Annotated in this window: 19 protein-coding genes; 9 read left to right on the forward strand and 10 right to left on the reverse strand. The window is 45.4% G+C overall.

What is annotated here, in order from left to right; all coding sequences use genetic code 11:
- Positions 1-79: 79 nt before the first annotated feature.
- Positions 80-562 carry a DUF4396 domain-containing protein gene (locus SDE_RS20590; protein WP_011470410.1) on the reverse strand — a complete coding sequence of 161 codons (483 nt, stop codon included), beginning with the start codon at positions 560-562 and terminating at the stop codon, positions 80-82.
- A 76-nt stretch (positions 563-638) separates the two neighbouring features.
- On the reverse strand, positions 639-1,025 hold the full coding sequence (locus tag SDE_RS20595; protein ID WP_011470411.1) for a heavy metal-responsive transcriptional regulator: 387 nt from the start codon (positions 1,023-1,025) through the stop codon (positions 639-641).
- Between the two features lie 314 nt (positions 1,026-1,339).
- On the opposite strand from SDE_RS20595, the gene SDE_RS20600 reads away from it, so the two are divergent.
- The 3 genes from SDE_RS20600 (at position 1,340) to SDE_RS20610 (ending at position 3,919) form a co-directional block, all read left to right on the forward strand.
- Positions 1,340-1,972, forward strand: a complete 633-nt coding sequence (locus tag SDE_RS20600) for a hypothetical protein (protein WP_011470412.1) — start codon at positions 1,340-1,342, stop codon at positions 1,970-1,972.
- A 171-nt stretch (positions 1,973-2,143) separates the two neighbouring features.
- Positions 2,144-2,380 carry a hypothetical protein gene (locus SDE_RS22780; protein ID WP_143710934.1) on the forward strand — a complete coding sequence of 79 codons (237 nt, stop codon included), beginning with the start codon at positions 2,144-2,146 and terminating at the stop codon, positions 2,378-2,380.
- A 222-nt stretch (positions 2,381-2,602) separates the two neighbouring features.
- Complete coding sequence (locus SDE_RS20610) at positions 2,603-3,919, forward strand: hypothetical protein (protein ID WP_011470413.1); 1,317 nt, start codon at positions 2,603-2,605, stop codon at positions 3,917-3,919.
- Positions 3,920-4,050: 131 nt separating this feature from the next.
- Here SDE_RS20610 and SDE_RS20615 read toward each other — a convergent pair whose 3' ends face one another.
- Complete coding sequence (locus SDE_RS20615; RefSeq protein WP_011470414.1) at positions 4,051-6,153, reverse strand: serine/threonine protein kinase; 2,103 nt, start codon at positions 6,151-6,153, stop codon at positions 4,051-4,053.
- Positions 6,153-7,169, reverse strand: a complete 1,017-nt coding sequence (locus SDE_RS20620; RefSeq protein ID WP_041324963.1) for a hypothetical protein — start codon at positions 7,167-7,169, stop codon at positions 6,153-6,155. Before SDE_RS20620 ends, SDE_RS20615 begins: the two co-directional genes overlap by 1 nt.
- 334 nt (positions 7,170-7,503) lie before the next feature.
- Between SDE_RS20620 and SDE_RS20625 the strand changes: the two genes are divergently transcribed.
- Both SDE_RS20625 and SDE_RS20630 read left to right on the forward strand, forming a co-directional pair.
- The gene (locus SDE_RS20625) at positions 7,504-8,673 is read left to right on the forward strand and encodes a glycoside hydrolase family 88/105 protein (protein WP_011470416.1); all 1,170 of its coding nucleotides are present in this window, start codon (positions 7,504-7,506) and stop codon (positions 8,671-8,673) included.
- 39 nt (positions 8,674-8,712) lie between these two features.
- The gene (locus tag SDE_RS20630; RefSeq protein WP_011470417.1) at positions 8,713-9,969 is read left to right on the forward strand and encodes a DUF2264 domain-containing protein; all 1,257 of its coding nucleotides are present in this window, start codon (positions 8,713-8,715) and stop codon (positions 9,967-9,969) included.
- A gap of 331 nt (positions 9,970-10,300) precedes the next feature.
- Here the strand turns inward: SDE_RS20630 and glmS are convergent, their stop codons facing one another.
- The 4 genes from glmS to SDE_RS20655 all read right to left on the reverse strand — a co-directional run bounded on the left by glmS (position 10,301) and on the right by SDE_RS20655 (position 15,178).
- Complete coding sequence (glmS, locus tag SDE_RS20635) at positions 10,301-12,136, reverse strand: glutamine--fructose-6-phosphate transaminase (isomerizing) (protein ID WP_011470418.1); 1,836 nt, start codon at positions 12,134-12,136, stop codon at positions 10,301-10,303.
- 90 nt (positions 12,137-12,226) lie between these two features.
- The gene (locus SDE_RS20640) at positions 12,227-12,994 is read right to left on the reverse strand and encodes a DeoR/GlpR family DNA-binding transcription regulator (RefSeq protein ID WP_011470419.1); all 768 of its coding nucleotides are present in this window, start codon (positions 12,992-12,994) and stop codon (positions 12,227-12,229) included.
- Between the two features lie 967 nt (positions 12,995-13,961).
- On the reverse strand, positions 13,962-14,666 hold the full coding sequence (locus tag SDE_RS20650) for a putative porin (protein ID WP_011470420.1): 705 nt from the start codon (positions 14,664-14,666) through the stop codon (positions 13,962-13,964).
- A gap of 182 nt (positions 14,667-14,848) precedes the next feature.
- Entirely contained in the window at positions 14,849-15,178 is a 330-nt protein-coding gene (locus SDE_RS20655) for a hypothetical protein (protein WP_011470421.1), read from the reverse strand.
- 198 nt (positions 15,179-15,376) lie between these two features.
- On the opposite strand from SDE_RS20655, the gene SDE_RS20660 reads away from it, so the two are divergent.
- Positions 15,377-15,982 (forward strand): nitroreductase family protein, encoded by a 606-nt coding sequence (locus tag SDE_RS20660; RefSeq protein WP_011470422.1) that lies wholly within the window; start codon positions 15,377-15,379, stop codon positions 15,980-15,982.
- Between the two features lie 175 nt (positions 15,983-16,157).
- Complete coding sequence (locus SDE_RS20665; RefSeq protein ID WP_011470423.1) at positions 16,158-17,021, forward strand: AraC family transcriptional regulator; 864 nt, start codon at positions 16,158-16,160, stop codon at positions 17,019-17,021.
- A 54-nt stretch (positions 17,022-17,075) separates the two neighbouring features.
- Here SDE_RS20665 and SDE_RS20670 read toward each other — a convergent pair whose 3' ends face one another.
- A complete protein-coding gene (locus SDE_RS20670; RefSeq protein WP_011470424.1) occupies positions 17,076-17,735 on the reverse strand; it encodes a DJ-1/PfpI family protein in 660 nt (219 codons plus the stop codon).
- 131 nt (positions 17,736-17,866) lie between these two features.
- Here SDE_RS20670 and SDE_RS20675 point away from each other — a divergent pair, with 131 nt between their 5' ends.
- Positions 17,867-18,802 carry a LysR substrate-binding domain-containing protein gene (locus tag SDE_RS20675; protein WP_011470425.1) on the forward strand — a complete coding sequence of 312 codons (936 nt, stop codon included), beginning with the start codon at positions 17,867-17,869 and terminating at the stop codon, positions 18,800-18,802.
- Between the two features lie 105 nt (positions 18,803-18,907).
- On the opposite strand, the gene ahr is transcribed toward SDE_RS20675, so the two are convergent.
- Complete coding sequence (gene ahr, locus SDE_RS20680) at positions 18,908-19,912, reverse strand: NADPH-dependent aldehyde reductase Ahr (RefSeq protein ID WP_011470426.1); 1,005 nt, start codon at positions 19,910-19,912, stop codon at positions 18,908-18,910.
- 120 nt (positions 19,913-20,032) lie between these two features.
- Between ahr and SDE_RS20685 the strand changes: the two genes are divergently transcribed.
- Positions 20,033-20,947 (forward strand): LysR family transcriptional regulator, encoded by a 915-nt coding sequence (locus SDE_RS20685; protein WP_011470427.1) that lies wholly within the window; start codon positions 20,033-20,035, stop codon positions 20,945-20,947.
- Positions 20,948-21,019 lie beyond the last annotated feature (72 nt).

Here is a 21,019-nt window from a genome sequence, read left to right on the forward strand (position 1 = left end):
AAAGCTAACCCCAATTAAATAATGCACACGACATTAGCTAACTATAGTCGTTTTTTGGGTTTTAACTTGCTTATTAGTCCTAATGGCAGGCCTTACCATATTTCTTTAAACGCCAGTAGTTATAAGGCCAAGGCGCTATAAAACCCGCGGCCAAGCTAGGCAGAACCGACCACCAAGTAAGCGCCGCCGCACCCACCAAGGCGTAGTCGGTAAGGTTCATGGCCAGCTCCATCGCAATCATGCTCACTAGGCTCATACCTATCGCCGTTTTAAACGCTATTCCCCAAGTCATGGAGCGACGCAATAATAGGGTTTCCAACATAATGCTGGTAAGCAGCCCGTTCATCATCGCTAAGCCCATCACCAAGATAGCGGGGGTTGTAGGTGACCACAGCTGAAAAGCTAATATGGTGCCAAAGTCACCAATAGCACAGCCAAGCAAACACCAACCTGTGTTGTATGCCGAGCGCTGCCAAACTTTTTTATCGCGCCAGAACCCGCCAGAAGGTTGCGTATTCTTGTTACAGCAAGGTGCTGTGGCACCTAAATGTTGAGTAGCCATAATGTTCTCCTGCTTGTTTTTAAGCAGTAAACACCTAGAGTCAACTCCAGAGGCACGCGGTGTGTTACAAACGGGGTTATTTTTTATTGAAATTATCGAGAATAGGGCAGTTGTCTTCCGTTATTTCACAGGCAGCAGTAAGCGCCGTTAGCTCATCGCGCAGGGCGCTTAGCTCTTGAAGCTGATGATTAATTTCTGTGACCTTTTCTGCCACCATATTGCGCACCATGGGTTTACTTTGCGCAGGCGCATCCCTAAAAGCCAGTAGGCTGGCTATATCGTCTAAACTAAAACCCATTTTCTGAGCGCGCTTTATAAACCTTACGCGCGCCATATCGGCAGCGGTATATTCGCGCTGCCCAGCCGCACCGCGCTTAATATTTGTTAGTAGATTTATTTTTTCGTAATAGCGTAATGTATCTACGCTTATACCTAGCTCTGCGGTTACTTCGCCAATTTTCATAACTAAACCTTTGTAGTAATAGAACAGGGCACTGATTTAGCCTTGGTAGTGTATAGCTTAACACCTAACAAAAATATTACTTATGTGGTTTATTACTTGCAACACCGCGACGCTCGTAAATTTACTATTCTTGTCTGCTTTAAAAATACTAGATGCTTCACACCTCTAAAAAAGTATTTGCTTTGGCAGCCAATGCGCTATATTAATGTAAGCGCTACCATAACATGTTAATAAGATAATAAAAAATGAATTAGCGCACCAGTTTTATACTTGGCGTCGCCACTGGCGCCTGCATCGTTTTTGCTGTTTTTTCGTTGAATACTACTTCTTCAACAAGTAAGCCCCTACCACAAAAAAATAACGCTGAGCTGCAACTAACAGACGCGTTAGCAAAAATAGCATTGCTAGAAAAACAGAATATCGCCCTACAAAACTCAGTAAATCAATTAGACATAAAAGCTGTTAGTCCTGCTTCAGATACCACAACTTACATTACCGAACAACCAGCTTCTAAAGCGGATACCCCTAATTTAGAGCGCCTACAAGCGATGGAAGCAGAGTATCAATTTAATCATGGCGAAAAGAAATTAGAGCGTCTTAAACAAAAACATCAGCTAGATACTAAAGCGGCTATTACTGCAGAGTTTGATGAAGAACCCGTAGACGAAAGCTGGGCTTATCAATGGCAAACAGAACTCGATAAGCAACTAGCCGAAAACGATGCACTTGCGCAGCTATCGGTTGTAGCCAGCGAATGCAAAACTACGCAGTGCAAAATTTCTTTATTGCACTCGCAAAGCTCAGATCAAACGCTTACCACTTACGAAATTTTTAGCAACCTAAACAACAACCAGCAGTGGGGCGCATATATCGTTACTGCCGACCCAGACACAGGCATAACCGACATCTATTTTCAGAAAGAGGAACACACGGCGGAACAATACTAACCATATCAATAGCCGCCAACAGAATTTTGGCTAACCCCAAAATACACCGAGTAATCGGACTATAACAATGAGTAATTAACTCTTACATGAAATACAAAAGGACTAAGAAATGAAAGTATTTGCTAAAAAAATATTAAAGCATTAGTTGCCGGTACATTAGCTTTAGCAGCTGTGAGTGCCAGCGCCGCTAGCTGGACCCTGTACTACAAAACACATTACAACTATGCGCCTTCGCCCTACGAATTTACCAATGTTCGTGGTTGTAGCTGGAACTACGTTACTTCCTATGGCGGCAGCTGGGGCGTTCAGCATTTGTATACCGCTAATGGTAGCTGCGCGTACGGCGAACAACAGGTTAATTACAGTACTAGCGGTGGGTATAACAACACTTCTGTTTATCATCGTTAGTCCTGCTAATCTTAGCTAGGCCAGTTCTCCGTGAACTGGCTCTAGCCAGTATAAATATGTGATTTAAATTGCTAACCACTGTTCTCCGCCCCGAATCTCCAATATTTAACCAACCCAACCCCCAATTACTTCACAAATTATTAATCCAAATAAATCTCTCCTGCGTATACTCTTGTTAGCAAGTTTTATCTTTCTGCCACTTAATTCCATTTGGAGCTTTCAATGCCACTAAAACTAACCGCAGCAGTTGCACTCGCCACCGCCAGTGTAAGTGCCAATGCGCTAGATATTAGCGATTTTAAATTCGGCGCAGAGGTTAGGGGGCATTATAGAATTAGCGACTCGAACCGCTTTGCTACTCAGTTTCCTTTTCCGCCAGAAGCACTACCAGAAGGGGAAACCAGCGCATTTGTCGAAACCGTAGATGCCGGCGAGCATGTCGAGTTGTCGATGATAGCCCTATTCGCACGCTGGAACATTAGCGAAGACTGGTTAGCTCAGGTACGCATAGAAGGCATAGATAAATACGAACGCAACCCAACCTCTACCGATCGCACTTTGAGTGTAGACACCGCATTTATTCGCTATGGCCAGCGCATACCCGCACTGCGATTAGCCGAGCGAAATACCTTTTACGCGCAAGTGGGAAAATTCGCCAAGATGGAGCGGCAAGTTGCGCGTCGCACAGAAAGCTATGGGCTTGTATCCACCGCCTTTAACCGCTTTGAAGATACAGGCTTAGAAGCAGGCTTCGACTTACAATCGGGCTGGTACGGCAAATTTAGCCATACCGTAGGTAACCCCGTATTTATGCGTGACCCCAATGTATTGGCGGGCGATAACGGCACCAACCCAACCCCGCCCCCAAACCATAACCCTGAGCTTAAAAGTGGTATTGTTATTTTGTACGATGCCGAAGTAGAAGGTTTGGATATTAGCGAAGCCCCCGAAACCGGCGCCGCTTTAGGATATCGCTGGAACAGTAAGGATCAAAATCAACGCTTTAGCGCAATGGCGTTTACTAACAAGCGCCAACTCACAACCGACAATAGCCTTCACGGTACATTTTACGGCACCGATATTGATTTGTTTGACCTAGGCGAAGTACCCGGCGCTGGAGGCATACGCTTGCCCTACGAGGGTGACAACAAAACGGAGACTGGTTTAAATATTTGGTACGAATACGGCAATTTTGCCGCATTTGGCCAGTGGGTAGAGCAAGACATGGCAAACCTAGGCCGTTCGGGGCAAGAAGTTGAATTGAGTTACGTATTTCAATCGACGTTTTTCTTCGACCAGCCTATTCATATTACACCGGTAATTCGCTACTCCCAAATTGATCACGATTTTGTTGGCACACCCAATTACCCAGCGCCGAGCGTATGGTGGGATTGGCAAAAAGTAGATTACGCTTTAAATGTAGATGTCACCAGTAACTGGCGCGTAACATTAGAATACACCGACAACCAATTCGAACGCGCGGGTAAAACAGAAAACAACAATGAAACACTTTTAAGCGTACGCTGGCTTTTTGACTAAAATATTTTAGTTTTTTCTTCTACGTTTCTTAATAGTCACGTCTAAATATATTGATTTAAAAAGCCCCTGTGAGCAATGCTGCACAGGGGCTTTTTAAAGACCGGAATTTTTAGCGCCGAGTATTTTAGCAATTAGGCCAGTATCGCTAAGTCATCAAGAATCTCGCGTACTGTTTGATAGCGTGTTTCTGGTTGTTTAGCTAAACACTTGTGAATAATTGCTCGCAAACCACCAGAAAGCTGCGCTCCTTTACCTTCCATTTCTGGGACAGGGCTATTAAAGTGCTGTTTCGCTAACGCCTCGTAACCCTTGTTATTGAACGGCGGCTTACCATTAAAAATGGCATATAAGATAATACCAATAGCATAAATATCTGTGCGTTGATCCAGCTCGCCATCGGTAAATTGTTCTGGCGCCATATAGCGCGGTGTGCCTGCTACCATTGTTTTCGTGTCTGCGGTATTGCCCTTACTCGGTTCACCGCTATCTTGCTTACCCACCTTCATCGCCAAACCAAAATCCATTATTTTTAACACACCTTGGCGATTTATAATCATATTGGTTGGTTTTAAATCGCGGTGGATAATGCCTTGCTCATGCGCGGCATTCATAGCCGAACAAATTTGCTTGGCCATAACTACACCCACATTACTTTCGAACGCGCCTTTTATTCTTAGTAAATCACTCAAATCGTAGCCAGAAATAAACTCCATAGTGATGTAGTAATAGTTCTTCCAGGCACCAAAATCGAAAATTCTTAAAATATTTCGGTGAGTGATTTGCCGCGCTAAGCGAATTTCTTCTTTGTAATTAATACCCGTGTGCTGATCAATTAATGATTTTGGCATCATTTTGATGGCAACTTTTTCATCTAGCTCTATATCTAACGCTAAAAACACTGTGCCCATCGCGCCCGCACCCAGTTTTTCAATAATTTTGTAGCGCTCATCAACAATAATATTTTGTAAGGGCGGCTTTGATTTTTTTGCGGTTAGCACTGGTGCTTGTTCAGACAGCTCCGTTACTTCGCCGTCTGCCTCTGCATCTAAATTAATTTTTTCGTTAACCGCTAACTCATCGGATACTAAAGCGAGGTAGTCTTCCAGCTCTGTTTTCTCCTGTAGCGATTTACCCATGGTGAATACGGCATCGTACAGCAACCCTACCTCGTCGTTGCCTATCGATTTGCGCCTAGCTGCGTCGAATTGGCCCTCACGAATACTGTTGGTAACGGTTACCAACTCCACTATTGGGCGGCTTAACCGCAGGGCAAACAACCAAGCCAACACACTAGCCAGTAGCAAACATATGCCGCCCACTATTAATACACGACGTTGTATTGCAACAAAGGGCTGCATTAGTTCTGAGCGAGAGCGCAACACCATAACAAAACCTAAGGGCTGGTCGGTGCTGTTACCTAATATTTGAGTTACCGCCAAGTATTCTTCTTCGCCAATAATTAATTGCGTTTCTTTAAAGTTTACCCCTGCGGTGGCAATGTTTTGCCACAGGTTATTATCTGCGGTTAACCTTTGTGCCAAAGCATTGCCCAGCACTAAGTTAGTGTTATAAGTACTGGATACCCCGTTAATTTCTCTTTGGTTGTTGCGGGTAAATACAAAAAAGCCAACTTCACTTGCGGTGAGTGCGTTAATTTCTTGCGCCAGCTCTTGCGAAAGCTCGTAGGCTAGGGCGATGGTGCCGCGAATGATATCTTGGGCTACGTTATCAAATACTGGCACTACCACCATTTGCATTAACTTACCCTGGCTTACAAAAATACCTGTGCTGGTTTCGCCAGTGAGGGCTTTGTCAAACAATTCGCCTTTGCCTGCTAAGTTTGCACCTATCGCTTCTGGCCTGTCTGACCTAGCTAAAATAGTGCCGCTAGCGTCGGTGAAAAATAAAATATTAAAGCCCAATGCACGCTGAAATTCTAAGCTTAAATCTTGTAGCGTAGCCGATTCACTTTCATACACTAATGGCAGTACGCGCCCATCTCGCGCTAGTCCTATTGCCACATCGCGAATTGTTTCGAAGCGACTAATAATTTTAGTATTTAAAATTACACTCGACTGCGCCAAAGATTTAGACACAGTTTGGGTGGAAACGCGCTTCGCTTGCTCACCAATTTGCCACGAAATGGCTACAATCATTACACTAAAAGCAATAAGCACTAAAAAGAATATTTTGTTGCGAATACTAAACGATATTTTTTGGCTTATTCGACTCATTAGTAAAACTCATCTTCAAAGAGGGCGGTATTTTGTTTGTAGCGATTGCCAAATTTGTTTTTTCGTTCGGCAGGCTGATAACTAGCCGTATCTAGAGTAAGTTGTATATTTCGATAATTACTGCTGGTAACCAGCACAGTGCGGGTAACTTCACCACGTATATTCCACACCCTAATTTCATATTTACCTAAGGGCATATCTGCAACCATAAAACGCCCCGTTTTACTATCGCTCACGGTAGAAATTGTGTTGTTATTAACGGCAATAAAAGAAGCCATTTCGGGGTGAATATTGCAGTAAACCTTTACAATACCCTCAGCTTGAAGCTGCACCTCTCGACGAAGCTTGGGGCCATAGGTACCCAAATCGAACGCATTTTTCCCCGTAGACGAAAATACGTTATGTTTAATTTCATCTTTGTTTACAAAACTCACACTATCGCGTGCGTTAATGGCTAAAAAACGCGGTTGGTAGGTTTTATCTTGCATACCTACTTCGTGGTATGCACTTTGAGCCATTGCAGGTAAACGCTGATCGTCCAACGGCTTAAATGTAACAATCGTGCCTTCTACCTCAATCGGTTCACCATTTTTACCCAGTACTTTTATGTTGCCTAGCAGGTTAAACCTTGGCGTCACCTTTGCCGGTGGCTGTTGATAATCGTCAATAATTTCTACTTCGGCCTTGAGCTTTAGCTCTTCTTTTAATAGTGAAGCTTGTTTAACGCTGATAATTTGCTGGGGGTTTGTTTGAACTGCTTGCTTGGCATTCTCTTGCGCACGAGGGACGGGCGGCGAGGTAATTTTGGTTGGTATCGTTTGTTCTACAGGGGTATCTACTTGCGGTGGGGTTGCAATATTCAATGCTAAGGGGGGTTCGTCTATTTTTAACAGCGGCCCTACATAAGCTAAGCTTTCTGGTGTAATAACACGCTGTTCTGGTGCGTTACTGGCGCAACCAAAACTTACTATCGCCACAACAATGCCAACAAGCTGCCATCGAAATTTTTTCGTCATATCGCTTCCATGTTCATTGTTTAGGCCCCTAGCTTCGGCCATAAGGCTAGCACGTTAGGCGAGAAGGTACAGAGCATTACCTCTAATGTGGTACTTACGCAACGTAACCGCAACTGGATGACAAAACGGCTCACTTGTAGCCGATAAAACAAAATGGGTTACTTTAGAAAAATGTTTTAGCTAGGCTACACATCAAATACGCTTTACTAACACCACTCTAAGTCAGTTCTACCCATAGCACACAACAACCACCCATAAAATTACCTACAAACTATTACTTTATATACAATTTGACTATATGATTGCAGTAAATACATATCTCTGGTGAATAATAATGCTCACATACACCATCACTACTAAGCGGTTGAAGCTTTACTTAGCTCTGCCTTTAGCTAGCCTTCTATTGTTAATACCACTGGCACGCGCCAATACCAATCAAACACAAGCCCTTGAATTAGGCTTCAAAGTAGCCGATTACCAACTGCAACAATTGGATTATTTAGAATCAAGTTCGCCTACTCCCGAGCCCAAATCTCATTCAAAATCGTGGGAGATAGGCGCATTTTGGCTAGGTTTAACCCAATTTACCGACCTAACTCAACACAAACCATACCAGCAAGCGCTTATAAAGCAGGGTGAAAATAACCAGTGGCAGCTAGGGCCATGGTTGGAATTCGCTGATGATCACATTATTGGGCAAAGCTACCTGTGGGCGGCAAAGAACGGTGTGAGTAAAACCACAGCCTTAAGCCCCATGCGTAAAAGCTTCGACAAAATATTGGCTAACCCGCCGAATGTACATTTGAGCTTTTATTTTGGTGAACAGGGCTATGGTTCGGCTGAGTGTTTAATGCGTTGGTGCTGGTGCGATGCGCTATTTATGGCGCCACAAGCGTTCATAGGGCTTAGCCAAGCCACTGGTGATATGCGCTATGCCAATTACGCCTTTAAGGAATTTTGGGCCACCACCGACTTTTTATACGACCCCGCAGAAAAGCTCTATTTTCGCGATAGCCGCTTTTTTGAAAAACGCGACCACAAGCAACGAAAACTATTTTGGAGCCGCGGAAATGGCTGGGTTTTTGGTGGCATAGTGAATATTTTAAAACTCCTGCCGCAAGATCACCCACAACGCCCTAGGTTAGAAACACTCTACTTAGAAATGGCAGCACGCTTAATTCAATTGCAAAAACCCGATGGTTACTGGCCCCCATCGTTGCTTGCACCCAAAAATTCACCGCCCGAAACCAGCGGCACAGCATTTTTTACTTACGGTTTAGCCTACGGAATAAACACAGGCCTGTTAGATAAAAAACGTTACTTGCCCGCCGTAACGCAAGGCTGGCAAGCACTTACTCAAGCGGTAAATAAAAACGGCGAACTCGGTTGGGTGCAGCAAGTTTCTGACCGCCCGGAGAGCGTAGCCAAAACCGATACACACTATTACGGCGTGGGGGCTTTTTTGCTTGCCGCCACAGAAGTGGCCCAATTAAATAATAAATAACAACCCGAAAGTAATTACCCCTACAAGTAAGGATAAATAATGAAAAGACGCGATTTTTTAAACGCCGCTGCATTGGGCGGTGCCGCATATATGACGGGTTTACCGCAATTTGCCAATGCTAAAACGCTTACTACCGGTCAACAGGATCACACCTACTTTGCAAATTTATTAGAGAAAATTTGTTCGCCTATTTTGCATTTAATGGCTAACGAACAATTCCATGCAAAGTTCCCATTAGAGGTAGGAGCCAACAGTGATGGACGCGACCATCGCGTTGCCTACCTTGAATGTTTTGGCCGCACCATTGCTGGCGCTGCACCTTGGTTAGCACTTGATACACCCGGCCCAGAAAAAGCCACACGCAGCAAGCTAAGAGACCAAGCCATTGCGGCCTATGAAAATTCCGTGAACCCCAAAAGCCCCGATTACCTCGACTGGCAAGTAGGCCACGGCCAAATGTTGGTGGACTCTGCCTACTACACCCAAGCACTTATACGTGCGCCTATTTTGTGGCAAAAGCTTACCCGTAAAACTCAGCAGCGTATTGTAAAAGAGATAAAGGCGTTGCGAAAAATTCCACCGCCCTACACCAATTGGCTGCTATTCGCCGCCATGAACGAAGCATTTTTAATGCAAGTAGGGGAAGAGTACGACCCCATTCGACTCGATCTAGCACTGCGAAAATTTTTAGAGTGGTACGTAGGCGACGGATGGTTTGCAGATGGCGAGCACTTCGCGTTTGACTACTACGGCTCTTACGTTATTCACCCCATGCTGTTAGATATATTAGAAGTGATGGCTGCCCACAACACCTACTTTTGGCACGGGGACATCAAAGACGTACTGGCAACTCATTTAAAACGCAATCAACGCTTCGCCGAACATTTAGAGCGCTTGATTTCACCTACGGGTACCTACCCACCTATAGGGCGCTCATTTACCTATCGCACCGCGGCTTTTCAACCACTCGCGCAACTAGCACTAAAACACAAGCTGCCCGATAGCTTACCGCAAGGCAGAGTGCGCGCAGCAATGCGCGCCGTTCACGAAGCCATTTTCAGCAACCCTTCAAACTTTAGCAAAGAGGGGTTTTTAAAAATTGGTTTTGCAGGCGCCGACCTTTCGCTTGCCGATTGGTATTCCAACAATGGCAGCATGTACATAACAACCGCAAGCTTTTTACCCCTTGGGCTACCACTTAGCGACCCCTACTGGCAGGTACCAGGCGAAGATTGGACACAAAAACTGGCGTTTAGCGGGCAGAAATTTAAGAAGGATTATTCAGTTTCTTATTAAACTAAATAAGACAACTTCGCGTTTCCGGTCTACATCGAGCTTACGTAGGTCGGATAAGCATAGCGCCATCCGACATGGCTATCTTATCGATTGCTTATAACTTAAATAAGAAATGTAAATTGGGTTTTCTATACGGCAGTGTTTATTCACGCTCGAACTTTTTTGCCACAGTGTATATCGTAATTGCCGGATGGCGCTTTGCTTATCCGGCCTACATTGACCACGCATAGGTTGTGTAAACTCGATGCTAACCTACTTGCTACAAAAAAGGCCGCTGGATAAATCCTAGCGGCCTTTTCATTAGTCGAATGATTAGTTTTATGAAAAACGATTATTCAACCGTAACAGATTTTGCCAAGTTGCGCGGTTGGTCTACATCTGTACCTTTAATAATTGCCACATAGTAAGACAACAACTGCAAAGGCAATGTGTATACGATTGGGGCTAGTAGGGGGTGTACGTGCGGTACGTTTATTACGCGCATGGTGTCGTCGCTTTCGAAGTGGGCGTTTACGTCGGCGAATACATAAAGTATACCCCCGCGTGCGCGTACTTCCTCTACGTTAGATTTTAATTTTTCTAACAGGTCGTTGTTTGGTGCAACAACAATGATTGGCATGTCGGCATCAATTAACGCAAGTGGGCCGTGCTTTAATTCACCGGCAGCATAGGCTTCTGCGTGTATGTAAGAAATTTCTTTCAGTTTTAGTGCGCCTTCCATTGCGATGGGGTATTGGTCGCCACGACCTAAAAACAATGCGTTGTGTTTATCGGCAAATTCTTCGGCTAGGCCTTCAATTTGACTGGCTAGCTCTAGGGTTTCTTCTAGTTTGCCTGGCAACAGTTTAAGCGCTTGCGTTAATTCTGCTTGGTCCGCTTCACTCATGCCGTTGTATTTGCCTAATGCCAATACCAACATGGCAAAGCCCACTAACTGGGTAGTAAATGCTTTGGTAGAAGCCACACCAATTTCGGCGCCCGCGCGGGTCATAAATGCGAGATCCGATTCGCGTACTAATGACGAGCCGGCAACGTTACAAATAGTTAAGCTACCCAAATAACCTAAATCTTTTGCTAAGCGCAATGCGGCAAGGGTATCGGCAGTTTCGCCAGATTGAGAAATAGTTACAAGCAAGCTATTAGGCTGGACAAACGATTTGCGATAGCGGAATTCGGAAGCGATTTCTACGTTACAAGATATTCCCGCAACGGATTCCAACCAGTAGCGCGCAACCATACCCGAGTGGTAACTGGTACCGCAGGCAACAATTTGTACGTGCTTCACTTTTTTAAATAATTCTGCCGCGCCGTTGCCGAAAGTTTCGTCCAATACGGTGCCACTGCCTAAACGACCATCTAAGGTGTTGGTAATGGCTGTTGGCTGCTCGTAAGTTTCTTTTAACATAAAGTGGCGATATTCGCCTTTGTCGCCGGCGTCGTAACTGGCGGTAGATTCGCTTACTTCGCGCTCTACGGCGTTGCCGTCTTTATCGAATACATTTACGGATGTGCGAGTAATTTCTGCTACGTCGCCTTCTTCTAAAAACATAAAGCGGCGCGTTACTGGCAATAACGCAAGTTGGTCGGATGCAATAAAGTTTTCACCAATACCTAAACCAATTACCAATGGGCTGCCAGAGCGCGCAACTATCACTCGACTTGGATCGCGGCTATCCATAATAACGGTACCGTAGGCACCTTCTAATTTGCTTACGGTGTTTTGCACTGCTTCTAGCAAGCTAGCATCGCCAGCGTCTAAACGAGTTTGTACAAAGTGGGCAATCACTTCGGTATCGGTATCGGAGCTGAATTCACAGCCTTCGCCTTTAAGCATGGTGCGCAACTCGGCGTGGTTTTCGATAATACCGTTGTGCACTACAGAGATAGTTTTGTTGGAAACGTGTGGGTGAGCGTTGCGCTCGCTTGGCTCGCCGTGGGTGGCCCAACGAGTGTGAGCAATACCGGTACCGCCCAATACGGGGCTTTCTGCTACGGCGTCGGCCAGCTCTTTTACTTTACCTAAACGACGCAAACGGCTTAGTTCGCCTTCGGCATTAAGTACGGCAACACCTGCCGAATCGTAACCGCGGTATTCTAAGCGGCGAAGGCCTTCTACTAATATATCTACTACATCTCGCTGCGCTACTGCACCAACAATGCCACACATAACTTTCTCCTTGAAAAATCTTTCTTAACTTAAGTTAAATTTGTAATTCGGTTTAATTTTTTATTTAGCTTAATTCGTAAGCTGGTTTAATTAGGTTCCTGCGCACACAACGCGTACGCCGTGGGATTCTATGGTCGCCTTTGCTTCTGCGGTGAGTGCGGCATCGGTTACTAGTACATCTACCATTTCCCACGGCAACTCTAAATTGTGAATTTTGCGGCCAAACTTTTCCGATTCCGCCATAACCACTACTTCGCGTGCAACCTCTGCCATTACGCGGCTTAAGCTGTAAAGTTCGTTGAACGTGGTGGTTCCGCGATCTAAATCTATGCCATCTGCGCCAATAAACAACTGGTCGAAGTCGTAAGCGCGCAGCACCTGCTCGGCTAGCTGGCCCTGAAAGGCTTCGGAATGGGGGTCCCATGTGCCGCCGGTCATCAACAGGGTAGGTTCGTTTTCTAGCTCGCGCAAAGCATTGGCAATGGATAGGGAATTTGTCATTACCACCAAGCCATTTTTATTGGAAAGCTCGGGTAGCAGGGCGGCAGTGGTGCGGCCACTGTCGATAATAATGCGGTTGTGGTCGCGGATAAGCGCAGCAGCGGCGTGGGCAAGGGCGAGTTTATTGGCAGATATTTTACTGGCTACAGGCTCTTGCAGAAGCTCCTGTGGCACAGACACTGCACCGCCGTAACGACGCAATAGCAGGCCGTTATCTTCTAGCGCGGCCAGGTCTTTGCGTATGGTCACCTCAGAGGTGGCCAGGGCGCTCGCTAACTCTTCTACGCTTACTTCGCCTTGGGCGGCGAGCGTATCTAGTATAAGGCGGCGTCTTTGCTGGGTATTTCGTTTGGTCATAAAACGAAAGCTATTGCTTATCCATAAGTTTCGAAACGAAAGGCATTTTAACGAATCGAAAGAGAAAGGCAAGGTTAATTGTGATTTAGGCGAAATTGGCAGCGTTGGGTGTGGGGTTGATCCATATAAAGACCTAAAGCCAAAGGGCTAAACCCTATGCGAAGTAGCTCTATTTCCGCCCAGAAAAGAGGTGTTTAGTGGACCATAGGGAAATGGCGCTTATGCTGAGCCATTACTACAGCAGTACTCAGTGATACACGTTTTAGAGGGCAGAAGCAGATAAAACCGAGGGAGCACTTGTATCAATTGCCTATATGCATTCGCCACTAAAAACGTAAGCCCGCCTCCAGCCTAATACTATGGTTGGAATCCCATTTGCTGTAGCTAGTGGCTGCATAAAGTTCAGTGCTAATGAAATGTTTAGCCCGTACAACGCCCTCGCTGTAATACGAACTTTCTCTTAGCTCCATGCCAACGCTGGTAGTATGGGTAAAATAAAAATCGGTCGCGAATGCCATGGCGTAGACCCCATCCTCGCCATCGTAGCCACTGGGGAACCTCTGATTAACCCCCCTCTAATGCATAGTACGAACGCGCATATAAATTAGTGGCTTTACTTAAAAACGCCGCTTCTGCCCACGGTTTATTTTCGGTGTTTACTTCATTTAAATAGAATTGAATACCTCAATTAAAAAGAGGGTCTGCTGCGTTGGCATCTGCTGCTCCAATCGTTATTTCGGTTTGATATGGAGTAGCAAATAATTTTGAACAGTAAAACCCCACGAGTAAGGTAACAATTAACACTCTAACCACTAAATAATTCCTATTGTGTTTACGTTGGGCCGCGATTATAGGTACATGGTTTGCGTCAGACTAGTTTCAAGTAGTTAATTTATTGCAGGGCGGAGGACACAAAGCAAAAAAGGGAGCCGAAGCTCCCTTTTTATAAACACTCAACAACTAACGATTAGAAACGTAGACCTGCTTCTAGCGCAATAGTGTCGTTGTTGTCTGCTGCAGTGAAGCTAGCACCAGCGAAAAACTCGTTGCTGAAGAAATGGCGGCCACGTACAGTCACATCTGTATCGTTACCGGTATAATCGGAAAAAGCTAAACCGAGGCTAGTATTGTTGCTTAGGTAGTAATCACCACCTAGAGACCACAAAACGTCCTCTTCACCGTCAATTACATTCGCTTCTAAATTAATTGCATGACCATTGCCCAACGTAGTCACGTACTTAGCATCTAAGTTAAGGTCGTAATCAACATCTTCTTCATAAGAAGTGGTAACCAATAAACCATCAATAGGTGTTACACCTAATGTTGCAGTCCAAGAAGTGTTGTCGTCAGTTTTAGTTACATCGAAACCACCGTAGAACATGGTGTTTGGTAAGTAAAACTCAACACCAGCTGTAGTTGCTGTATCGCCATCACCTGCAATATTGGCAGTTTTGGCGTAAACATTTGATGATTTATTTAAAAATGCTGCTTCGGCTAAGGGCTTACCTGAAGTGTCTACTTCTTGAAAGTGGTAGCGAATACCTAAGTCCAAGCTTGTATCAGTTGCATCGCTGTCGGTAGCGCCAGCAGTAATTTCTGTTCTGTATGAGTCAGCAATAGCGGCATTAGAAACAACCAAAGCAACCGCTACGCCAAGAATTTTTTTAATCATGTGTATTACTCCATTAAGATTATGTATAGAAGGAAAATTGGTTAGGCCGTTTGCCGTTAACTGTTTATTTTCCTGTGCACTTCAATTGTGCGGCGCGCATTGTAGGCAGAGTTGAATAAAAATTCACTCTTTTTACCTAATAAATGTTGCGCCAGTTCTCGTTTAGTTGTGGTAAGTACTCCTTAGAACAACATAAAAAAGATGTTACGTTCAAATTGGGTGAGTTGAATGCAAATTAACTCGTTATTGTGTGCCGCTTTAATGGCCGAGTTAACGCGTTTAATACGTCTGTTATTCTCAAATCGCTGTGCTATACGCACCATGCGTTGTTTGCGCGTTTGTGTACTACCTTGTGCCTTAACTTTTTTAATCAAGTGCTTGTTGTATAAATTTGCGCCTTTAATCGGGTCGTCTGTTAGCGCGCCAGGCAAGGCAAAATATTTGCCCGATAAAACAAAACGACTGCCATAAGCAACGTAATCTTTTGGTGTAGCCAGTTGTAGTGCTGTCATCGCTGTTCTCCTTGTTTGGCTGTATGGGGCTATTTAAACCCCGCGAACCTGAACAGCGTATTAATGTTTAGCAAGCAACCCGTTTTACCAGCAATTCGTGACATTTATTCCAAAGAGTTAAACTATTTAGCCTGTTTTTTAAACAACCGAATGCACAGATACTTCCTTCGCCAAATAACAACCCGCAAGGAAATACCTATGAATGTTTTTACTGCGCTAGAAACCCGCCGCTCGATTCGCCAATACACATCGAATAACCCCATACCGCAAGCGCATTTCGATGCACTCATTAACGCGGTACGTGTTTCGCCCACCTCTTTTAATATTCAACACTGGCGTATTGTAAGGGTGCTAGACAGCGCCTTGCGCCACCAACTGCAAGAAGCAGCATGGGGGCAAGAACAAATAACAGGTGCCCAAGAGCTACTTATTCTGTGCGGCGACATAGACGCTTGGCAGAAAAATCCTGAGCGCTATTGGCGAAATTTAGAAACCGATAAACAGAACTATATAGTGAATATGCTAAAAGATTTTTACAGCAGTAAGAGCCAGCTACAACGAGACGAAGCCATTCGCAGTTGCGCCATAGCAGCACAAAGTTTAATGCTGGCCGCCAAAGCGCTAGGTTACGACAGCAACCCGATGATTGGATTCGACGCCGACGACGTTGGCAAAATTATAAACCTGCCCAACCAACACGTTGTAACCATGATGATTACCCTAGGCAAGGCAAATGAAGCAGCAGGTGTTAGAGGAGGGGATATCCCTTTAAATGAATTGCTTGTAATGAATACATTTAGCTAAGCCGCTAACATACCTTATGCCTTTAGCCCTTCATGCTCTGCCAGCTAAACACAACCTTGTTTAGTGAGTAAAAATCTCTGCGCTGTTTTGTAATACACTGTATGGAATTAGCCTTTAAGTTCGCAAACATTATCAGGTGCACTCGGCGTACATTGGTTGCCAAGGAGGACAGCGCATGAACAAAACCCTAACACTAGCCATTTATCGCGACCGTATTTTAGCGGTAGTAGATTACATATGGCGCAATATTGAACGCGATGTAGAGCTAAACACCTTAGCCGACGTTGCGCACTTTTCGCCTTATCATTTTCATCGCATCTACCGTGAAATGATGCATGAAACGGTAAGTACTACTGTTAGACGCTTGCGATTGCACTATGCCGCCTGCCAACTGCTGCGCACCAATCACAGCGTAGAAACCATTGCCACTACTTTAGGGTATGGCAGCGGTGAGGCTTTTAGCCGCGCGTTTAGTCGCGCCTACACTGTTACCCCCTCGGCCTACCGCCAACAGCGCAGCCCTTTACCCGAAGCCAAGATGGCTTTACCCAGTAGGAGGTTTTACGCAATGAAACACACTGTAGACATTGAAAAGTTTAATAAAGTTGAACTCGGCGGCTTAGCACACCAAGGCGACTACTTGGATATTGGCGCTGTTTTCGAGAAGGTATTTGTATCTGCTGGCAGCAAGCAATTTTTAAATGAGCATTCGCGCTCGTTTGGAATTTATTACGACGACCCAACCAGTAAAGATAAAAGCGCACTGCGCTCGCACGCTTGCGTAACCCTTAACCCGCAACAGGTAAAAGAAGCCGGCTTAGACTATTTAACTTTAGAAGCGGGCAACCATGCAGTACTTACGTTTACGGGGCCCTATTCCGAATTAGAACAAGCCTATGAATGGTTTTACGGTGAATGGTTACCGCAATCGGGGTATCAACTTGCCGACCGCCCACCATTCGAAGAATACTTAAACGACCCCAAAACTGTGCCGCCCAGTGAATTACTAACAAAAATATATTTACCCCTAGCAGAATAAATACTGTTTAGTTAAGCGGCACATATAGTGTGCCGCTTTAATTATTTGCCAAGCTTAGAATGCTTTACTAGAAAAACGACTGTATTGTAAAACGTCGGCCACTTCTTTCGCTTTGCTTTCCGAGCTCAATAATTTAAGCAGTGTTAACGCGGCTTGGTAACTCACTAAACTGCCGTTAGAGGTAACGATGTTGCCGTCGACCACAACGTTAGTGTCTACCTGAACGTTTACTTTTGGGAATTGCTTCTGCAAGTCTTTTTCACCACCTGCCCACGTGGTTGCTTTTTTGCCATCTAACACACCCGCCTGCGCCAATAAAAAAGCGCCTGAGCAATTGCTTGCCAAATACCCGCCTTTAGCCGCGGTTTTTTGTATAAGCGTCATCAGCGCTTGGCTGGCATTGGGGGCATCCATATCGTAGGCCGAGGTGGTAATTATTGCATCTAGCTCTGGGGTTGCCCCCACCCAGGTATCTACCCCCAACACCAAACCTTCTTCTGTTTTAATGGTTTTGGCGGGGGTTAAGCCAATGGTTATTACTTGGTAATCGGTAAACCACGATTTGCGGCTAGCAATGCCAAATACCTCTAGCGGCGCAGTCACATCCGACGTTAGCACCCCGTCGTACACCAAAATACCTATACGCTTATCGGCATGGGCGCTGCCTGCCCATGTAAGTAACACTAAACACAATGCTGCTAATGGCTTAAACATATTGCTCTCCTTAATACACGTTTAAAAAATAGGCTAAACAGAGTATATAACGGAATCTATGGCCACATTCAGGCGATATGTTCTGTATATTAATGAATACTATTCACGAATAAATATGCGAATCTAGTTAAATGGATAAACTAACCGCTCTTAAATTTTTTATAGCGACTGCCGATTGCGGTAGCTTTTCGGGTGCAGCCAAGCAATTTGGCAGCGACCCTTCCACCATAAGTAAAGCCGTAAGGCGTTTAGAAACCGAACTGGGCGTACTGCTTTTTCACCGCACCACACGTTCATTAGCGCTTACCGAAGCGGGCCACCAATATTTAGGTACGGCAAAATCAGTAACCGAAAGTTTAAATAACACTGAGTTTGAACTGGCCGACAAAAGCAACGAGCCGCGCGGTACTTTGCGCATAAACGCGCCTTTTACCTATGGCCGCCGCTACTTAGTGCCAGCCATTCAAAGCTTTAGGGAGAAATACCCCCAAGTAAAATTCGACCTGCAATTTAACGATGCCTATATAGACATAATTGAAAACCGGTTTGATATAGCCCTGCGCAGTGGCTCGCTTAAAGATAGCCGCCTAATTGCCCGCCAGTTAAGCCCAATGGACTTTGTTGTGTGCGCCTCGCCCGACGTGGCGGCTTCCCTGCCCGCCGACTTTAGCCCCATGCATTTTAATCAGGTACCTTGGGTGCGCTTTCGCTTTAAGCAAACGGGCAAACTTATGCCCATATTATTCAAAGTGGACGGCATAATCGCCGAAATGGAATGCAACGCAGACTTAGTTGTAGACGATGGTGAATCCATGACTGAACTGTGCGTGCAAGGTGCAGGGCTGGCGCAACTACCCCACTTTGCCCTCAAAGCCGATTTAGACGCTGGCAGATTAGTGCCACTGTTCCCAAGCTGCACCTATAGCAGCTTTGGTATTCACATAATTTACCCCAAACGCGAATACCTGCCCCTAAAAACACGCTTGTTTATAGATCATATGCAACGTTTTGTGGAAGACCTAGGGGAGACACCGCAGAGTACCTGGGCGAGAGAGCTTAGAAGATAGCTGAAGGCATAGCTTCCAGTTAACAGTGGACAGGTTACAGTAAGTTCTTACTGTTCACTGAGAGCTGTTAACTGCGAGCTCCTAATTACTAGACACTTTTTTACATTACTTGTTTGTTAATACAATGCGGTAATGGGCTTTACCTTCGCGCAATTTAGTGAGAGCTTCATTTATTTGATCGAAACGAAAATATTCAGTAACGGGCTGAATATTGTGGAGCGCAGCAAAATCTAACATTTGGCTTATGGTACCCGGGCTGCCAACCGGCGAGCCTGAGATTTCGCGCTGGCTGCCGATAAGCTGAAATACATTAATATCCAGCGGCGCCAAGGTTGCGCCTACAAAATGTAAACGCCCTTTGGGCGCAAGGGTAGCTAAATATTCGTTCCAATCTAGCTTTACGTTAACAGTAGAAATAATAAAATCAAAACGCCCAGCAGCTGCTTCTAGTTGTGCAGCATCGCTGCTGTTTAGCACATGGTGCGCGCCTAACTTTAGCGCTTCTTCTTTTTTGCTTTCACTGGAGGTAAACGCCGTTACCTCGCAGCCCCACGCATTTAAAAATTGCAGTGCAATATGCCCTAAACCACCAATACCTATTACGCCCACTTTCGATGTAGGTTTAATACCAAACTGCACTAACGGGTTAAATACGGTAATGCCACCGCAAAACAATGGCCCAGCGGAGTCTGGGTTTACCCCCTCTGGCAAGGCCACAACCGCATTTGCATCTGCGCGTACCTTATCGGCAAAACCACCATGGTGGCCAGCAATAGTAGGCTGGGCAGAATTGCATAGGTTTTGATCCCCCGATTGACACGAAGCGCAGGTATTACAGTAACCCGAATGCCAACCAAGGCCCACGCGTTGGCCCACTGCCACGTTATTTACGCTGCTACCCACCGCCTCCACTATGCCTATCACTTCGTGGCCACCCACAAAGGGGTACTGGGTAAAACCCCATTCGTTATCGAGCATACTTAAGTCGCTGTGACATATGCCGCACGACTCTACCTTAAGTTCTACCTCGTTATTCGCCAACGGGCCTGGTTCGTATTCAAAAGGCACAAGGGCTGCACCCGGCTCCATGGCGGCATAAGCTTTAATCATGATTCACTCCAAAAAGTAGATAGGTAAGTGGCAACGGGCTAACGCGTTGTTTATTAATGCTTGTTAAATTATCAAGAAAGCGCAAAACTAAAACAATAAGCACATTTGAAACCGATTGTTATGCAAAAAGAAACAATAGACCTGAAGTTACTCCACTATTTTGTCACCATTGCCGAATCACTCAGCTTTACCGCTGCGAGTGAATCCCTAAATATTGCTAAATCTGCGCTTAGCAAAGGCATTAGCAAGCTGGAGGATGAACTCGGCACAAAGGTGTTTGAACGCTCTTCAAGGGTAGTACGGTTAACCGAGGCGGGTCAGATTTTGTACCACCGCGCTGAGGTGTTACTTGAAGACGCAGACCACCTAGTAAGCGATATTAAAACACTGCAAAACAGTGTATCCGGCCATTTAAAAATTGCCGCACCGCCCACGTTGGGCCGCATGCTGGCGGCAGAAATTATTCCGCCTTTTTTAAAACAATGGCCCGACGTGTCTATATCGTTAAAGCTCTCTTACGATTACGAAGACCTGTTTAAAGAAGGGTTGGATTTAGCCTTTCGCATGGGCGTTAATCGCGACCAAAACTTAATTGAGCGCCCGTTAGGCCGAGCAAACCGTGTAGTGGTAGCAGCGCCCGATTACCTCGCACAACACGCCCCCATCCGCACACCCCACGATTTACTACCACACAAAAGCTTGCAGTTTAGTAACCACATACCGCAGGAGTGGACACTACAAAACCGGGCTAAGGTTGAGCATGTAACGCTTAGCGTGGCACTGCAATGCTCAGATTTAGCCGCCTTACGCAACGCCGCCCGCGCAGGCCTAGGTGTAGCCCAATTGCCCTGGATGCTAGTAAGAGACGATATTAACAACGGCCACCTAACACACGTACTGCCACAATGGCTAAGCACGGGTTTACCCATAGCGCTGGTGTATAAAGAAGGGCACAGAAAAGCCGCAAAGCTAGCGGAATTTTTGAAGTTTGTGGAAGCTTATAAACAATTATTTGAGCTTAGATTTGGCGAATAGGTTTTTGTAATTACTAAGTGGTAACTGCTATATTCTGGTGGTGAATTAGTTGCTTTGTGGCAGCGAATCAAG

The sequence above is a fragment of the Saccharophagus degradans 2-40 genome, from assembly GCF_000013665.1.
In the GTDB taxonomy this organism is placed as follows: Bacteria; Pseudomonadota; Gammaproteobacteria; order Pseudomonadales; family Cellvibrionaceae; genus Saccharophagus; species Saccharophagus degradans.

Coding starts and splice junctions, on each gene's coding strand:
- SDE_RS20595 (WP_011470411.1), bottom strand. CDS start 1,025: ATGAAAATTGGCGAAGTAACCGCAGAGCTAGGTATAAGCGTAGATACA.
- SDE_RS20650 (WP_011470420.1), bottom strand. CDS start 14,666: ATGATTAAAAAAATTCTTGGCGTAGCGGTTGCTTTGGTTGTTTCTAAT.
- SDE_RS20640 (WP_011470419.1), bottom strand. CDS start 12,994: ATGACCAAACGAAATACCCAGCAAAGACGCCGCCTTATACTAGATACG.
- SDE_RS20660 (WP_011470422.1), top strand. CDS start 15,377: ATGAATGTTTTTACTGCGCTAGAAACCCGCCGCTCGATTCGCCAATAC.
- SDE_RS20685 (WP_011470427.1), top strand. CDS start 20,033: ATGCAAAAAGAAACAATAGACCTGAAGTTACTCCACTATTTTGTCACC.
- SDE_RS20665 (WP_011470423.1), top strand. CDS start 16,158: ATGAACAAAACCCTAACACTAGCCATTTATCGCGACCGTATTTTAGCG.
- SDE_RS20610 (WP_011470413.1), top strand. CDS start 2,603: ATGCCACTAAAACTAACCGCAGCAGTTGCACTCGCCACCGCCAGTGTA.
- ahr (WP_011470426.1), bottom strand. CDS start 19,912: ATGATTAAAGCTTATGCCGCCATGGAGCCGGGTGCAGCCCTTGTGCCT.
- SDE_RS20625 (WP_011470416.1), top strand. CDS start 7,504: ATGCTCACATACACCATCACTACTAAGCGGTTGAAGCTTTACTTAGCT.
- SDE_RS20615 (WP_011470414.1), bottom strand. CDS start 6,153: ATGAGTCGAATAAGCCAAAAAATATCGTTTAGTATTCGCAACAAAATA.
- SDE_RS20655 (WP_011470421.1), bottom strand. CDS start 15,178: ATGACAGCACTACAACTGGCTACACCAAAAGATTACGTTGCTTATGGC.
- SDE_RS20675 (WP_011470425.1), top strand. CDS start 17,867: ATGGATAAACTAACCGCTCTTAAATTTTTTATAGCGACTGCCGATTGC.
- glmS (WP_011470418.1), bottom strand. CDS start 12,136: ATGTGTGGCATTGTTGGTGCAGTAGCGCAGCGAGATGTAGTAGATATA.
- SDE_RS20670 (WP_011470424.1), bottom strand. CDS start 17,735: ATGTTTAAGCCATTAGCAGCATTGTGTTTAGTGTTACTTACATGGGCA.
- SDE_RS20620 (WP_041324963.1), bottom strand. CDS start 7,169: ATGACGAAAAAATTTCGATGGCAGCTTGTTGGCATTGTTGTGGCGATA.
- SDE_RS20630 (WP_011470417.1), top strand. CDS start 8,713: ATGAAAAGACGCGATTTTTTAAACGCCGCTGCATTGGGCGGTGCCGCA.
- SDE_RS20590 (WP_011470410.1), bottom strand. CDS start 562: ATGGCTACTCAACATTTAGGTGCCACAGCACCTTGCTGTAACAAGAAT.